At 70.3% G+C, this 14920-nt stretch carries 16 protein-coding genes and 1 pseudogene; 9 read left to right on the top strand and 8 right to left on the bottom strand.

What is annotated here, in order from left to right; genetic code table 11:
- Positions 1 to 43: 43 nt before the first annotated feature.
- Both ABZS54_RS20765 and ABZS54_RS20760 read right to left on the bottom strand, forming a co-directional pair.
- Positions 44 to 742 (bottom strand): SMI1/KNR4 family protein, encoded by a 699-nt coding sequence (locus ABZS54_RS20765; RefSeq protein WP_355537806.1) that lies wholly within the window; start codon positions 740 to 742, stop codon positions 44 to 46.
- Positions 743 to 789: 47 nt separating this feature from the next.
- A complete protein-coding gene (locus ABZS54_RS20760) occupies positions 790 to 2220 on the bottom strand; it encodes an MFS transporter (protein ID WP_355537803.1) in 1431 nt (476 codons plus the stop codon).
- Between the two features lie 29 nt (positions 2221 to 2249).
- Between ABZS54_RS20760 and ABZS54_RS20755 the strand changes: the two genes are divergently transcribed.
- The gene (locus tag ABZS54_RS20755) at positions 2250 to 2378 is read left to right on the top strand and encodes a hypothetical protein (RefSeq protein ID WP_355537800.1); all 129 of its coding nucleotides are present in this window, start codon (positions 2250 to 2252) and stop codon (positions 2376 to 2378) included.
- Positions 2379 to 2431: 53 nt separating this feature from the next.
- Here ABZS54_RS20755 and ABZS54_RS20750 read toward each other — a convergent pair whose 3' ends face one another.
- Positions 2432 to 2749: a hypothetical protein gene (locus tag ABZS54_RS20750; RefSeq protein WP_355537797.1), complete on the bottom strand. Its 318-nt coding sequence runs from the start codon at positions 2747 to 2749 to the stop codon at positions 2432 to 2434.
- A 90-nt stretch (positions 2750 to 2839) separates the two neighbouring features.
- Positions 2840 to 3394, bottom strand: coding sequence for an NADPH-dependent FMN reductase (locus tag ABZS54_RS20745; protein WP_355537794.1), 555 nt, complete (start codon positions 3392 to 3394; stop codon positions 2840 to 2842).
- Between the two features lie 41 nt (positions 3395 to 3435).
- Between ABZS54_RS20745 and ABZS54_RS20740 the strand changes: the two genes are divergently transcribed.
- On the top strand, positions 3436 to 3903 hold the full coding sequence (locus ABZS54_RS20740; protein ID WP_355537791.1) for a YbaK/EbsC family protein: 468 nt from the start codon (positions 3436 to 3438) through the stop codon (positions 3901 to 3903).
- A gap of 152 nt (positions 3904 to 4055) precedes the next feature.
- On the opposite strand, the gene ABZS54_RS20735 is transcribed toward ABZS54_RS20740, so the two are convergent.
- Together ABZS54_RS20735 and ABZS54_RS20730 are read right to left on the bottom strand one after the other, a co-directional pair.
- On the bottom strand, positions 4056 to 5447 hold the full coding sequence (locus tag ABZS54_RS20735; RefSeq protein ID WP_355537788.1) for a VWA domain-containing protein: 1392 nt from the start codon (positions 5445 to 5447) through the stop codon (positions 4056 to 4058).
- A 6-nt stretch (positions 5448 to 5453) separates the two neighbouring features.
- Positions 5454 to 6320: a MoxR family ATPase gene (locus ABZS54_RS20730; RefSeq protein ID WP_355537785.1), complete on the bottom strand. Its 867-nt coding sequence runs from the start codon at positions 6318 to 6320 to the stop codon at positions 5454 to 5456.
- Between the two features lie 235 nt (positions 6321 to 6555).
- Here ABZS54_RS20730 and ABZS54_RS20725 point away from each other — a divergent pair, with 235 nt between their 5' ends.
- From ABZS54_RS20725 to ABZS54_RS20710, 4 genes are read left to right on the top strand one after another with little or no spacing between them, the layout of a single operon-like run.
- Positions 6556 to 7527, top strand: coding sequence for a slipin family protein (locus ABZS54_RS20725; RefSeq protein ID WP_355537782.1), 972 nt, complete (start codon positions 6556 to 6558; stop codon positions 7525 to 7527).
- Between the two features lie 21 nt (positions 7528 to 7548).
- Positions 7549 to 8187, top strand: a complete 639-nt coding sequence (locus ABZS54_RS20720; protein ID WP_355537779.1) for an AIM24 family protein — start codon at positions 7549 to 7551, stop codon at positions 8185 to 8187.
- Complete coding sequence (locus ABZS54_RS20715; protein WP_355537776.1) at positions 8184 to 8831, top strand: AIM24 family protein; 648 nt, start codon at positions 8184 to 8186, stop codon at positions 8829 to 8831. The genes ABZS54_RS20720 and ABZS54_RS20715 overlap by 4 nt, the downstream gene beginning before the upstream one ends.
- Complete coding sequence (locus ABZS54_RS20710; protein ID WP_355537773.1) at positions 8828 to 9598, top strand: AIM24 family protein; 771 nt, start codon at positions 8828 to 8830, stop codon at positions 9596 to 9598. The genes ABZS54_RS20715 and ABZS54_RS20710 overlap by 4 nt, the downstream gene beginning before the upstream one ends.
- 216 nt (positions 9599 to 9814) lie before the next feature.
- Here the strand turns inward: ABZS54_RS20710 and ABZS54_RS20705 are convergent, their stop codons facing one another.
- Positions 9815 to 10723, bottom strand: a complete 909-nt coding sequence (locus ABZS54_RS20705) for a LysR family transcriptional regulator (protein WP_355537770.1) — start codon at positions 10721 to 10723, stop codon at positions 9815 to 9817.
- A gap of 162 nt (positions 10724 to 10885) precedes the next feature.
- On the opposite strand from ABZS54_RS20705, the gene ABZS54_RS20700 reads away from it, so the two are divergent.
- Positions 10886 to 12100, top strand: coding sequence for an amidohydrolase family protein (locus ABZS54_RS20700; RefSeq protein ID WP_355537767.1), 1215 nt, complete (start codon positions 10886 to 10888; stop codon positions 12098 to 12100).
- Between the two features lie 320 nt (positions 12101 to 12420).
- On the opposite strand, the gene ABZS54_RS20695 is transcribed toward ABZS54_RS20700, so the two are convergent.
- Positions 12421 to 13344 carry an EamA family transporter gene (locus ABZS54_RS20695; protein ID WP_355537764.1) on the bottom strand — a complete coding sequence of 308 codons (924 nt, stop codon included), beginning with the start codon at positions 13342 to 13344 and terminating at the stop codon, positions 12421 to 12423.
- 74 nt (positions 13345 to 13418) lie between these two features.
- Between ABZS54_RS20695 and ABZS54_RS20690 the strand changes: the two genes are divergently transcribed.
- Positions 13419 to 14372 (top strand): LysR family transcriptional regulator, encoded by a 954-nt coding sequence (locus ABZS54_RS20690; RefSeq protein ID WP_355537761.1) that lies wholly within the window; start codon positions 13419 to 13421, stop codon positions 14370 to 14372.
- Between the two features lie 197 nt (positions 14373 to 14569).
- Positions 14570 to 14887: pseudogene (locus ABZS54_RS20685) on the top strand (cytochrome P450); the annotation flags it as partial.
- Between the last annotated feature and the right edge of the window lie 33 nt (positions 14888 to 14920).

Raw genomic sequence — 14920 nt, 5'->3', positions numbered from 1 at the left:
CGCGTCCAAGGCGCCGGGTGCGTCCGCGTCTCGGGCCGCCGGTTCAAGCGTCCGGCTCGTCCTCGTCCTCGCCGCAGACCACGTCGAAGAAGTACTCCATGTCCTCTTCCGTGCGCGCTCGGAACACGACCATCCCCCCGTCGTAACGGGCCAGCAGATCGGGACTCGTGAACCAGCGCACCCGGTTCCCGGACTCCTCGCACTCGGGATACCCGGGGAAAGCCAACTCCCGCATCTCCTCCGGAAGTTGGTCGACCTCCTCGGGAGCGAGTTCGATCGCCTCGACGAGTTCGTCGTCGAACAGCAGGATCTCGGACAGCACGATCTCCATCGCCGCGACCGACAATCGCGGCAGCCAGGCCGACCAGGGCTCGGCCGTGTCGTACCTCGCGAGCACCGCGGGATCCTCACCATCGGGCCGCACACCCCACCACGCCACGCCCTGGTTCTCCTCGCGGAAGACCAACACACCGTCCTCGACGTAGAGCTTGTCCGGCGCCAGCAGCACGTCGTGATTGCTCGTCAGGTCGTCGCGCCGACCCAGGAGGTCGTACAGCTCCCGAAGCGCGGTCGGCAACCGCACGCCCAGTCGGGCGGCACTCGCGTCCAGTTCCGCCGGGTCGTATCCGTCCGCGGCCCCGATCGCCTTGGCCCGGTCGGCGGCGAGCGCGCGGATGAACTCCCAGGCTCCGGCCCGGTCCGCGAGCGCGGCGGGCAGCGCCGCGTGGATGTCGAAAGTCATGCCCGGACGCTACCGGGTCGCGCGGACGCCTCCCCGAAGGCGCGGTGCTACCGGGGCATCAGGGCGCGGCCCTTGCGCAGGTCCAGGAAGGCGACCACGAATGCCGCGAGCACGAAGCCCACCGAGACCATCAGCCCGTGGCGCAGCGGCCCGGCCCAGTCCCGGCCCTGGTCGGCGGCCAGCCGAGAGAAGAAGACCGACCCGACCGCCGCGATCCCCATCGCCGAGCCGATCCGCTGCCCGGTCTGCAGCACCCCGCCCGCGGCGCCGCCTTGCACGGGCGGCACCTCGGCCAGGGTCAGCGTCTGGTTGGGCGAGATCACCATTCCGCTGCCCAGACCCGCGAACAGCAGCGGCGCCACCAGTACCCAGCCGACCCGGTGCCCCGGCACCTCGTACACCGCCAGGTTCGCACCGATCAGACCCACTACGACCATCAGCAGGCCACCGGTCACCAGCGCGTGGCCGAGCCGGTTCACCAGTCGCCCGCCGATCGACGCGCCCACCGCCGAGCCGAGCGCGAACGGGGTGATCGCCAGGCCCGCGAGCAGCGCGCTGTAGCCCAACCCGGACTGGAGGTAGAGGGTGAAGACGAAGAAGATCGAGGTGAATCCGGCGAAGTAGAACAGCATCACCAACAGGCCGAGTGTGTACGAGTGGAACGTGAACAGCGCCAGGTCGACCACCGGTTTGCGACCGCGCCGGCCCTGGCGGATCTCCCACAGTACGAAGGCGCCGAAGAACACCGCCGCGGCCGGCAGCAGCAGCCACTTGGCGGGGCCCTGCCACTGGCGCGCCTCGACCAGTGGCAGCAGCAGCAACACCACGCCGGAGCCGAGCAGGAGCACCCCGATCGGATCCAGATCGCGCAGGCAGGCCCGGCTCTCGTGGTCGGGACCGGGCAACAACCGCCGGGCCAGCACGAAGGCGACGATGCCGATCGGAAGGTTGACGTAGAACACCCAGCGCCAGCCCTCGTCGGCGCCGAACACCTTGATGATCAGGCCGCCGAGCAGTGGGCCGACGGCCGTGGAGATGCCGATCACCGTGCCGAACATGCCGAACGCGCGGCCGCGTTCGTGGCCGGAGAACATCTGCTGGATCAGCGCGGACACCTGCGGCGTGAGGATGCCGCCCGCGATGCCCTGAAGCAGCCGGGCCAACACCAGCCACAGGGACGTCTGCGCCGCGCCGCACAACGCGCTGGCGCCGGTGAACAGGGCCAGGCCGGTCATGAACATCATCCGGCGACCACGCGCGTCGCCGATCCGGCCGGCCGGTACCAGGGCGAGTCCGAAGGTCAGCGCGTAGCCGGACAGCACCCACTGGATGTCGCTCACACTCGCGCCGAGGCCCTCCCGGATGGACGGCAGCGCGACGTTGACGATCGACACGTCCAGCAGGGTGATGAACCCCGCGATCAGACAGACCGCGAGCGCCTGCCAGCGATGCGGGTCCGGCTCATCGCGCTCGGCCACCGTCGCACACCCCTCCTCCGGAGCCACGCGTGACGGTGGCCATCCGAAGGACGGTGCCCACATTCGGCAACAGCAAGGCCGCCGCGCGGGTGACCCCGGGCCTCGCGGCCCGGGCCGGCCTCCGGCCGGTGTCCTCGAACGCCGGGCGGGCCGAATGATGCGGCTCGCCGGGCGCTTGGCGCTTCAGGGCGTCGAGTCGGCCGGAGGCACGTCAGTAGACGAGGGTCACCGCGATCGGGAGGTGGTCGGATGCCTGCGACGGTGGGGAGTCGACGGCTGCGACCCGCAATCGGGGGTCGACCAGGATCTGGTCGATCTCCTTCTTCGGGTTGTCCGCGGGGTAGTCCGGCTTCAGGGCCCGGATCGTGTTCGCCGTACGGTCCGGATCGAAGCGACCGTCCACGCCGAAGCCCATCCGGATGTTGTACGTGACCACCCGCAACGCGCCGGCCGCCGGGTCCGGTACCGGTGCCGACCCGGCGGCCGGCCGCAGCCCGAAGGCGGCGAGCGCGATCAGTACGGGAAACACGGTCGCCAGGACCGGCGAGCCTCGACGGCACGCCGTACACCGACGGACCACACCCGGGCGGCCGGCTCCGGCCGGGTGGGACGGCCGTGGTCAGGGGTGGGTGACGCGGGTCGCTTCGGTGAGCGCGGTCAGGACGGCGGTGATGCCCTCGCGCACCTCGGGGTCGGCGATCAGGCCGTCCGGGCCCACCGCGTCGCGGGCCACACCCACGCGTACACAGGCCGATTCGACGACGTCGGCTCCGGTGTAGCCGAGCACGACACGCAACGACTCGTGTGCCCTGGCCGCGCCGCCCGGGTTGGCGGAGGCGTTGATCCAGGCCACCGGCTTCTCGCTGGTCTCCACGCCGCCGACGGTCCAGTCGAGCAGGTTCTTGAGCGACCCGGGCAGCGCGCCGGCGTATTCGGGGGTGGAGAACAGCACCGCGTCGGCGGCGTCGATCGCGGCCCGCAGTTCCACGACGGCCGGGGGCAGCGGCTCGTGGTCCTCGTCCGGGTTGAAATGCGGCAGCCGACCGAGCCCGTCGAACACGACCGCGTCCACGCCGGAGGGTGCGACCTCGCGTGCGGTCCGGACCAGCGCGGAGTTGGTGGACTCCGCCCGAAGCGATCCACTGATCAAGAGCACCCGACGATTTGCTGTCATGGCCGGTCAAGGTAGCACCGCGGGAGTATTACGCTCACCCCATGAACACGCCGGTCGACAAGGTCGCCGAGGCGCTGCGCGCACTCGATGCCACGGGAGAGATCCGGGAATTCACCGAGACGGTGCCGACCGCGGCAGCCGCCGCCGAGGTATTGGGCTGCGACGTCGGCGCGATCGCCAACAGCCTGGTGTTCTCCGCCGACGGCCAACCGCTGCTGGTGATCACCAGTGGGGCGCATCGGGTCGACACCCGGGTGGTCTCCCGCCTCCTCGGCATCCGCAAGATGCGCCGCGCCGACCCGGCCTTCGTGCTTTCCGCGACCGGCCAGGAGGTGGGCGGGGTGGCCCCGGTCGGCCACCCGCACCGGATCCGCACCCTGGTCGACACCTGGCTGGCCAGACACGACGTGGTCTGGGCCGGCGCCGGCGACCACAACCACATGTACCCGACCACGTACGCGGAATTGCTGCGGATGACCGGTGGTCGAGCCGCCGACGTGGAGGTGTAGCGGGTCAGCGGCCGGTCCACTCCGGTGCCCGCTTGGCCAGGAACGCGGCGACGCCCTCCTTCATGTCCTCCCCCGAATGTACGGACCGTTTCGGTCGACCGCCTCCGCCAACCACTCCGGCCGCCGTCGAGTCCGCGGTGAGCCGCTTGCGATCAGGCCAACTCGCCGATGAACTGCCCCAGTTGAGTCAGGTTGCGGCACTCGATCATGGAAATCCGCCGGCCGTACACGCCGGCGATCGAATCCCCCGTGTCCCAGTCCCGCTCCGGCTCGGGATTGAGCCACCACGCGTGCCGGGCCGGCGTCACCATCGCCGCGAGGGCCGCCAGGGCCGGGTCCTGGTAGTTGTTCCGCGCGTCGCCCAGGATCAGCAGCGAGGACTTCGGGCCGATCACGTCGGCGTAGCGCATCGCGAAGACGTTGAACGCGTGTCCGTAGTCGCTGTGTCCGCTCAGCCGCACCAGATTCGCCTCCGCGGTCAGCCGGCGCATCGCCTCGGTGACGTCGCCGCCCGGCTGCTCGAAGAACCGGGTCACCTCGTCCACCGTGTCGATGAACGCGAACGCCCGCACCCGGGCGAACTGTTCGCGCAGTGCGTAGGCGAGCATCAGGGTGAAGTGGGCGAACGAGGAGACCGACTCGCTCGCGTCGCACAACACCACCAGCTCGGGCTTGTGCGGCCGGCGCGGGCGGTGATGGGTGGTCAACGGCACGCCGCCCGTGGACAACGACGCGCGAACCGTGCGGCGAAAGTCCAGGCGGCCGTGCCGGCCCGCCCGTTGCCGGATCGTCAGCCGGGTGGCCAGGCGCTGCGCGAGCGGTTGGATCTCCCGGCGCAGCGCGATCAGGTCGGTCCGGCTCGCGCGCAGGATGTCGAGGTTCTCCACGGCCGGCTTGACCGCGGTCTCGGCGACCCGCTCGATGCCGCGTTCCTCGGCGAGCCGGCGGCGCACGTCGGAAAGGATGTGCTCGTTCAGCCGGTCCACCCGGGTCTGGATCATCCGCCGTGCGTTGCGTTCGGCCACCCCGCCCGGGAGTTGCCCGCCGAGAACCGCGCGCAGCAGACCCGCCATCAGCGTCCGCGGGTCGAGCGCCCGACCGACCATGTGCGCGGACCACGAGGCCCCCGAGGGCCCGTCGAAGGCGCCGAACCGACCGACCGCCTCGCGCGCCAGTCGGCGCAGGGCGATGTCGTCCTCGCCGAGCAGAAGTTCGCGCAACCGGTCGCGGAAGGCCTCGGCGTCCGCGGCTGCCCCGCCCTCGGTCGCGCCGTCCGGCTCCTCGTCGGTCGCATCGACCGGACCGGCGTCGGCCCGCGCCGCCGCGCCCACCGGAAACCACAGCTCGAACAGTGTGTCGAAGACCGCCCGGTGGGTGTGCCGCTTGCACAACGACGCCGCGTAGGCGGCCCGCAGCGTCTCCCGGTCCGCGAGGTCGAGCACGGTCAACGCGCGGACCGCGTCCAGTCCTTCGGCGAGCGATACCGGCAATCCGCCGTGTCGCAGCGCCCGGACGAAGCCGGTGTGTCGGTCGAGGAGGGACATCGGCGATCAGCCGCCGATGCCGGGCAGGCCGAGTTCCTTCGCGGCCCGCGTGTGGTCGGAGGCGTGCTTGAGCACGACGCCGAGCGTGCTCGCGATCGTCTCCTCGTCCAACTCGTCGGCCGCCAGCGCGATCAACGTCCGGGCCCAGTCCAGGGTCTCGGCGATCGACGGCGCCTTCTTGAGCTCCAGGGCCCGCAGCGACGCGACGGTGCGCACCACCTGCTCGGCGAGTTGCTCGCGGATCCCGGGCACGCGGGTGAGCACGATGTCGCGCTCGCGCTCCGGCGTCGGGTAGTCGATGTACAGGTACAGGCACCGCCGCTTCAGGGCCTCGCTCAGCTCGCGCGTCGCATTCGAGGTGAGCACCACGAACGGGCGCCGCGAAGCGGTGATCGTGCCCAGCTCGGGGATGGTGACCTGGAAGTCGGAGAGCACTTCGAGCAGCAGCCCCTCGACCTCGACGTCCGCCTTGTCCGTCTCGTCGATCAGCAGCACGGTCGGCTCGTCCCGGCGGATCGCGGTGAGCAGCGGTCGGGCCAGCAGGAACTCCTCGGCGAAGATCCCGGCCCGCGCCTCGTCCCACCCGTCCACGCCCGCCTGGATGCGCAGCAGTTGCTTGCGGTAGTCCCACTCGTACAGCGCGCGGGACTCGTCCAGACCCTCGTAGCACTGCAATCGGATCAGCTCGGCGGAGGCGGCCGCCGCGACCGCCTTGGCCAACTCGGTCTTGCCGACCCCCGCCGGGCCCTCGATCAGCAGCGGCTTGCCCAACGCGTCGGCCAGGAAGACGGCGGTGGCGATGCCGGGGTCGGTCAGGTAGTCGACGGCTCCGAGCCGGGTCCGGGCGTCCTCGGGCGAGGCGAACATCGTCATGGTGGTGCACTCCTCGCGGGGCGATCTGCGGCCGGGCGGTGCGCCGGGTTCCCGCCGGCTGCCCTCTCAAGCTAGCAAGAGGCCCCGGTCGCGGGCGCAACGGCGTGGTCGCACCGAACGGACCGCCGCCCCACGCACCTGATCGGCCGTCACATGACCGATTCTTGACGCGGATCGGCCGATACGTAGGGAGATCCCCGCCCCACGTCGGGTGTCGGGTTCCTAGCATCGAGACATGGATATCGCGATGGGTCTGGTCATCGGGATCGTGGTCGCCGCGCTGATAATCGTCGCCAAGGGCGCTCGGGTCGTGCAGCAGTACGAGCGAGGGGTGGTGTTCCGGCTCGGCCGGGTCAAGCCGAGGGTGCGGCAGCCCGGATTCCACGTGATCATCCCGTTCTTCGACAAGATGCGGAAGGTCAACGTCCAGATCATCACCATGCCGATCCCGGCCCAGGAGGGCATCACCCGGGACAACGTGACGGTCCGCGTCGACGCGGTGGTGTACTTCCGCGTGCACGATCCGTCCCGGGCCATCGTCGAGGTGCAGAACCACGTGTTCGCGATCGAACAGGTCGCGCAGACCTCACTGCGCTCGATCATCGGCAAGAGCGATCTGGACGACCTGCTGTCCAACCGCGAGGAACTGCACCGTGGCCTGGCGTTGATGATCGACAGTCCGGCGGTGGGCTGGGGCGTCGAGATCGACCGGGTCGAGCTCAAGGACGTGCAACTTCCCGAGTCGATGAAGCGCTCGATGTCGCGTCAGGCGGAAGCGGAACGCGAGCGGCGGTCGCGGATCATCACCGCGGACGGCGAGTTCCAGGCGTCCAAGAAGCTGGCCGCGGCGGCCGACGAGATGTCCGGCTCGCCCGCCGCGCTGCAACTGCGCCTGCTGCAGACGGTGGTCGAGGTGGCCGCGGAAAAGAACTCGACACTGGTGATGCCGTTCCCGGTCGAGATGTTGCGCTTCTTCGAGAATTTCCCGGCCGGCGCCGCCGGCAAGGGTGGGCCCGCCGAGCGGACACCCCGCGAACCGGCCGGCGCGGAGCCGGTCGGCTCGGGCGCCGACGCCCTCCCGCTGCCGCCGGTCGTCCCGACCACGCCGCCGCTTCCTCCCGCGCCGGCGGTGCCGCCGGCGCCGACCGCCCCGCCGCTGGTAAAACCCCGGCAAGATGAGGGGTTTCCACCCTCCGTAGACCGGTAGGGCGCTGCTAGCTTCCCGATCGTGGCGACCTTTGTGATGCATGGCACGCGAGTTCTCGCGGTGGGCATGAACGGAGAGGCGGTCAAGGCCCGAAACGGGACGATGATCGCCTATGACGGACGGATGTCCTTCAAACGACTGTCCGGTGGGGGTGAGGGGCTGCGCGGAATGGTGACCCGCCGACTCACGGGTGAGGGCATGACCCTCATGGAGGTGAGCGGTGAGGGCACCTGCTGGTTCGCCGACCGGGCCACCGAGATCAATCTCGTCCGGCTGACCGGCGAGACGCTGCACGTCGAGTCGAGCAACCTGCTCGCCGTCGACCAGAGTCTGCGCACCGGGACCGAGTTCACCGGTCTGAGCGGCGCGACCAGCGGCCAGGGCCTGTTCACCACGACCGTTTCGGGCCAGGGCACGGTCGCGGTCACCTCCGACGGGCCGGCCATCGTGCTGCGGGTGTCGCAGGGTGAGCCACTGTCGGTGGACCCGGGGGCGTATGTCGCGCACACCGGGCAACTGCGCAAGGAGTTCGTCAAGGACGTCAACTGGCGCACCTTCATCGGCGAGGGATCCGGCGAGAGCGTGCAGTTGCGCTTCCAAGGCGACGGGCTGGTCTACGTACAGCCCGCCGAGCGGCAGACCATCGGGGGGCAGACGTGACGTTCGACCAGGTCAACTCCAAGATGATCGAGGCCACCGTACGACCGGGGCAAACGCTGTACTGCCTGCGCGGTGCGATGTTGGCCTACCGCGGCGAGGTGTCCTTCACGCCGACCTCCACCGGGGCGCAGGGCGTCGGCGGGATGATCGGGCGGCGGCTCGCGGGCGAGTCGGTGCCGCTGATGAAGGCCGAGGGCGACGGTACGGTGATGTTCGGTCACGCGGGCCGACACGTGCACCTGATCCAGATCACCGGCGACACGCTGCACGTCGAGGCGGACCGGCTGCTCGTGTTCGAGGACTCGTTGCAGCAGGGCACCATGTTCATGGGCTCGCAGGGCGGCGTGCGCGGGATGATCCGCGGCCAGGTGACCGGCCAGGGGCTGTTCACCACGACGCTCACCGGCCACGGCTGGTGCGGGGTGCTCGCGCACGGCGGCGTGATCGAGCTGCCGGTCCAGCCGGGTCGCTCGATCCACGTGGACCCGCAGGCGTATGTGGCGCACCGAGGTCAAATCGACAACCGGATCGGTGCCAACGTGGGTTGGCGCGACGTGATCGGGCGCGGTTCCGGCGAGGCGTTCCAGCTGGAGTTGTCCGGCACCGGCACGGTCTACGTCCAGGCGAGCGAGGAGAAGCTGTGACCGCCCCCGGTTCCGGCCCTGCGGTGTTCGACGCGCGAACGCTGCCGCAGGACGACAACGTCAATCCGTACGCCTTCTGTGTGGCCCTCGACGGCGAGTGGTTCGTGCAGAAGGGCAAGATGATCGCCTACTACGGGCGGATCAAGTTCGAGGCACTGGGTGTGGGCGCGCTCGACCGGCTGGTCACCGCGAACTTCAACTCGCCGCTGTACATCCAGGACTGGATCGTCGCGCAGGGCAAGGGGCAGTTGCTGCTCGCCGACCGCGGCTTCGACGTCAACTCGTACGACCTGGAACTGGGCAACCTGACCATCCGGGCCGCCAACCTGCTCGCCTTCCAGCCCGGCCTGGACCTGAAGCAGTCGATCGTGCCCGGGTTCGTCACGCTGATCGGCACCGGCAAGTTCGTCGCCGCCTCCAACGGCGCGGTGCACTTCGTCGAGCCGCCGATCCGGGTGGACCCCGAGGCGCTGCTCGGCTGGGCGGACTGTCCGACGCCGTGCCACCACTTCGACACCAAGTACATGCGCGGCGCACTGGGCATGGCACGCCGGCTGACCGGCCTCGGCGGTGCGTCCGGCGAGGAGCACCAGTACGACTTCGTCGGGGCCGGCACGGTGCTGATGCAGTCCTCGGAGATCTCGATCGACCCGAACCTGATCCCGGCCCAGGCGGCGGCCAACCAGCCGCCCGGTGGGCAGCAGGGTGTTCCGGGGATTCCCGGGCTGCCGAACATCCCGGGTCGGTTGGGACGACTGCTGCAATGAGATCGGCGCGGTGGGAACGGGCGGCGGGGCCGCGCCGTTGACCTGGGGAGGCCCTTCACTGGGGACGGTGAGGGGCCTCGCCAATGCTGCGGGTGGGCGGGCACGGGTGCGCGGGGCACGTCGGGTGCTGCGGCCGGCCGGGCGCGGGGCGGTCGAGCGCCGTGGCCGGGCGCGGGGCGGCCAGGGGCGCTCGGGCGCGTGCGGTGGGACGCTCGCTCACAGTTGGTCGGCCAGGTCGCTGTCCGCCGCCACCTCGCGCAGCAACTGGACCAGCACGCCGACCCCCTCGTGGTCCTGGTCGGCCCGCCAGAACGCGGTCACCGCGACGTCCGGCGCCCCCGTCAGCGGCACCTGGACGACCCCGCGGACCGGGCGCTGCCGGGCCCACCCGCGCGGCGACAGGCCCACCCCCTGGCGGTCCACCACCCGCGCGATCACGTCGTCCACGCTGCCGTACGCCTCGACGATCTCGGTCGCGCCCGAGCGCCGCAGCGCCTCCGTGACGCGCGTGTACAGCCTGGGATGCGGCTGGCGCGGCCACACCACGATCGGCTCGCCGCACCCGACCAGTTCGGTCAGGTTCACCGACAGCCGCCCGGCGAGCGCGTGCTCTTGGGGGAGCAGCGCGACGAACGCGAACGTACCGACCCGGGCGGACTCGAAGCCCGGGCCCAGATCCGGCAGCCAGCCCAGCCCCGCGTCCAGGACGCCCTCGCGCACATCGGCCACTTGACGGGCCGTCGGCTCGCTGGTCCACTGCACGCGCAGCGCCGGGTGGCGGATGTGCAGCGCGGAGATCGCGGCCGACACGAGCGAGGGGCCCAGGCCCGAGGTATACCCCACGCGCACCTGTCCGGCGTCCCAGGTGGCTCGACGACGCACCTCGGCGCACGCGTCGTCGAGCACCCGCAGCGACTCGTCGAGGCGACTGCGGAACACCTCGCCGAGCGGCGTGAGTGCCACCGGCAGCGAGGATCGGTCCACCAGCCGGGCCCCGAGCTGCTGCTCCAGGCGGCGCACCGCCTTGCTGACCATCGGTTGGGACAGGTACAGCCGTGCCGCGGCGCGGCCGAAGTGCCGTTCCTCGGCGACGGCCAGGAAACATCTCAGGTCACGCAGTTCCATGGAAACCCACCTATGCCGTGTCGGCATAACGTTAGCAACAACAGGGGCTTGGCTGACGACCCGTCAGCGGGTTTCCTGGGTAGCGCAGGGTCCACGCGCCGCAAGCGGGGCCACCGCCGTCAGGCCCACGCAGTCGCAATGAGTCGCAATAAGGAGCAGGTCATGACGCTCGAGATCCCGCGCATCATCTCCGTGGACGACCACGTGGTGGAGCCCCCGGACCTGTGGACCTCGCGACTGCCCGCCAAGTACAAGGACCGCGGCCCGCGCGTGGTGCGCGACAAGGCGAAGTTCAACTTCATCGGCGGCGTGTTCTCCTACGAGCGCGGCGTCGAGGACGGCGAGTGGTGCGACTGGTGGCTGTACGACGACCTGGTCTACCCGTTCCCCAAGCTCTCGGCCGCGGTCGGCTTCGACACGCTGGACGTGACGCCGGTCACCTTCGACGACATCCGGCCGGGCGCGTGGATCCAGTCCGAGCGGCTCAAGGACATGGACGCCAATCATGTCGACGCGTCGCTGTGCTTCCCGAACATCCTGCCGCGATTCTGCGGGCAGGCGTTCTACGAGCGTGAGGACAAGGAACTCGCGCTGCTGTGCGTCCAGGCCTACAACGACTGGATGATCGACGAGTGGTGCGCGGGCGACGGCAAGGGCCGCCTGCTGCCGATGACGATCATCCCGCTGTGGGACGCGAACCTGGCCGCCGCGGAGGTGCGCCGGTGCGCGGCGAAGGGCTCGTTCGCGGTCGCCTTCTCGGAGAACCCGGTCCCGCTGGGCCTGCCGTCGGTGCACGACAAGGACCGCTTCTGGGACCCGTTCTTCCGGGCGTGCGAGGAGACGAACACCATCGTCTGCATGCACATCGGGTCGTCCTCGAAGATGCCGTCCACGTCGCCGGACGCGCCGTTCATCGTCTCCTCGGTGCTGACTTTCCAAAACGCCATGGGCTCGATGGTCGACTACATCTTCTCCGGCGTCTTCGACCGCTTCCCGAAGATGAAAATCGCCTACGCCGAGGGCCAGGTCGGCTGGATGCCGTACGTGATGGAGCGCGCGGACAAGCTGTGGGAGGAGCGCGACGACAACGCGTTCGGCTCGTCGCTGACCCAAAAGCCCAGCTCGTACATCCAGGACCGGATCTACGGCTGCATCTTCGACGACGAGATCGGCCTGCGCAACCGCGACGTGATCGGCATCGACCAGATCTGCTTCGAGGTCGACTACCCGCACGCGGACTCGACCTTCCCGAACACCCACAAGGTCGCCCTCGACATCGCCACGAAGGCGGGCCTGACCCAGGCCGAGTGCGACAAGCTGTTCCGCACGAACGCCATCAAGGCCTTCGGCCTGGAACGCTTCGGGATCACCCGGTAAGTACGGCCATCCTCTGAACCACACACCATCGTCGGCCGTACCCGCCCACTGGGTACGGCCGACGATTCTCCATGCCGCCGTTCGGGTAGCCATCGACCCCGACAACAACATGCTCGCTCGCCGAAGCCGCATCAACTGCGAACGCACAAGGCACTCGGCCTGACGCGGGCATCGCTTTACCGGTGACCACGCGCCTGGCCGCAGGAGTGTTCCGGGTGACGGTCTTGGCCCGTCAGGCCGAGGTGGCGCTTCCCGAGCCCGTCGAGGATTTGCACGCCGAGTCGGGGCGCGGTCTGCTCATGGTGTCGGCGCTGACCCCTTCACACCTTGGACGGGGCCGGCAGGGTTGTGTCGATGCTTGGCGTGGGGGTCGGAATCGCGGTCGTGGACGGGAGGCGCGGGAGGCTTGCCAACCCGATGCCGGTCAACACGATTGCGGCGCCGATGGCCTCGATCCAGCCGGGGCGTTCGCCGAGGACCGCCCAGGCGGCGAAGATGCCGACGATCGGGACGAGCAGGCCGTACGGGGCGACCGCCGAGGCCGAGCGTCGGCCGAGGAGGGCGAACCACAGGCCGTAGCCGAGCCAGGAGGACAGCACGACGGTGAAGGCCAGGCCGCCGACGCCGCTCCACGAGGCCGACGTCAGCGCGTCCAGATCCCGGCCCGGGCCCTCGACGGTCAGCGACAGCACCAGCAGCGGGAGGGGCGCGGCCAGCGCGGACCACACCACCAGGCCCACGCCACCCGGGATGCCCGCCTTACGGGTGAGCATGTTGCCGAAGCCCCAGGACGCGCCGGCGCCGACCACGAGCAGGAACGGCCACAGAGACGCGCCCTGGCCTCGGCCGAACGCGATCACGCCCATCCCGACCGCGGCCACCCCGAGCGAGATCAGCCGGGTGCGGCCGGGGACCTCCCGCAGCATCAGCACCGCGAACAGCACGGTGAACATCGCCTGGCACTGGATCACCACCGAGGACAGGCCGGCCGGCATCCCCGCGTGCATCGCGCTGAACAGGAACGCGAACTGACCGGCGTTGACCGTGAGCCCGACCCCGATGATCAGCCACCAACTCGCCTGCGGCCGCTTGATGAACAGCACGCCCGGAAACGCGACGAGGGTGAAACGCAACGCGGCGAGCAGGAAGGGCGGGAAGTCGCCGAGGCTCGCGTCGATCGCGACGAAGTTCACCCCCCAGATCACGCTGACGAGCGCGGCCCACAGGGAATCGGTACGGGTCATGACAAGCAGTGTGTGGTCGAACCATCCATCGAGTCCAGCTACATTTTTCGAACCTCAATCGGTAGTTTTGCTGCATGGAACTCAAGCGGCTGAACATCCTGCGGGCGCTCGACCAGCACGGCACCGTCGCCGCCGCGGCGCAGTCGCTGCACCTGACCCCGTCCGCCGTCTCGCAGCAGCTCGCCGTGCTCGCCCGCGAGGCGGACGCGGTGCTGTTGGAGAAGAACGGCCGGGGAGTACGGCTGACCGCCTCGGCGCATGTGCTGCTCGGCCACGCGGACGCGATCGCGACCCGCCTGGAGCAGGCCCGCGCCGATCTCGCGGCGCAGCGCGACGGACGGATCGGCCGAGCCCGGATCTCCGGCTTCCCGTCCGGTATCTCGGGTCTGGTCGCGCCGGCCCTGGCCCGACTCAAGGTGACTCACCCGGGGTGGCGGTTCGAGGTGGTCCAGTACGAGACCGAGGAGGCGCTGCCGCTGCTGCCCGCACGGGAGTTGGACGTGGCGATCGTGATGACGCATCCGGATCTGCCCACGCCCGACCACCCCCGGATCGAGCTGCACCCGCTGCTCGACGAGCCGTTCGAGATCGCGTTGCCGACCGGTCACCCCCTGGTCGAGCGCGCCGAGGTCTCGCTCGGGGCCGACCTCGTCGATGCCGACTGGATCATCACCGCGCCCGGGACGGCGTGCCACGGACTGCTCCTGACAGCCTGTCAGCAGGCCGGGTTCCAGCCCCGCCTGGTGCACACCTCGACCGACTTCGGCGCCCAACTCGCCCTGGTGGCGGCCGGTCTGGGCGTGACGATCATTCCTCGGCTGGCCCAGCCGGCGCTGCCGCCCGGCGTGGTGCTGCGTCCGCTCGGCACACCCGCGCCGCGGCGCCGTCTGCTGGCGGCGGTCCGCCGCGGGCACGGCCCCTCGCCTCTGCTGACCACCCTGCGGGCGGTCGGCGCGGAGCTCGCGGCCCTGGATGATCGGCCCGGGATCGACGGGAAACGAGAAGACGGCGGCCCGCCCTGCCGATAAGCGACCAACACCGCACTTGGTTGATTGCCGGTAAAGAACCTTCCTATACGTATGTAGTAATCCGGCCGATGATCTCGACCGTCTCTGCGGCCCCGAAACCTACGCATACACCGGGGCCGATACGCCGAGATTTTCGATTGGCTTGATCCGACGCTTACGCACGCCCGCCCTCGGGTAATCACGGGCGCCGTGGAGCGGAATCCAGGATCACGCCGGCCGACGACGTCCTGCTGCTGCCGCTGCTCAGCCACCGAGACCCGGCGATCTGGGACCGCCCCGACGAGTTCCGCCCCGAGCGCTGGGACCGGCTCGACCCCGACAACCAGCCCGGGTACGTCCCGTTCGGCCACCTCTCCGAGCGCTGCTGGGGGCGGCACATGGTGATGCCGATGGCCGGACTGCTCCTGGACCTGCTGCGCGCCGAGGGCCTGGCCGTCGACCCCGGGCAGAGCATCGCCGAGGTGCCGCCGGCCGGCCTGCTCGGCGTCTCCCGGGTCCGGGTCACCCGCCGCTGAGCGCCCGCGCCTCGGCAGCCGGTGCTCAGGCAC

Source organism: Embleya sp. NPDC005575 (assembly GCF_040605455.1).
GTDB lineage: Bacteria > Actinomycetota > Actinomycetes > Streptomycetales > Streptomycetaceae > Embleya.
Note: the sequence above shows the minus strand (reverse complement) of the source record. Positions and strands in the feature narration are given on the sequence as shown.